1 protein-coding gene is annotated in these 300 nt (G+C 38.3%); it reads left to right on the forward strand.

Features of this window, described 5'->3' with window-relative positions:
• The coding region (locus ACKTR2_RS10645; protein ID WP_407885110.1) for a MobA/MobL family protein at nt 1-300 on the forward strand (300 nt) is incomplete at both ends.

Here is a 300-nt window from a genome sequence, read left to right on the forward strand (position 1 = left end):
AAGGACGAAGTGCGATTGCCAGTGCGGCTTATCGAAGTGGTGAAAAATTATTTGATGATAAAGAAGGTCGCCGATATTTATATGCCCGATCGGTAATTCCAGAAAGCTTTATTTTAACCCCCAGAAATGCACCAGAATGGGCCAGTGATCGAGAACAATTATGGAATGAAGTTGAAAAGAACGATCGTAAATCAAACTCACGGTATGCAAAAGAATTTAACCTAGCTTTACCGGTAGAATTAAGTGAATCCGAACAGAAAGAATTACTGACAAAATATGTGCAAGAAAATTTTGTCGATC

This window comes from Furfurilactobacillus curtus, assembly GCF_045862785.1.
GTDB lineage: Bacteria > Bacillota > Bacilli > Lactobacillales > Lactobacillaceae > Furfurilactobacillus > Furfurilactobacillus curtus.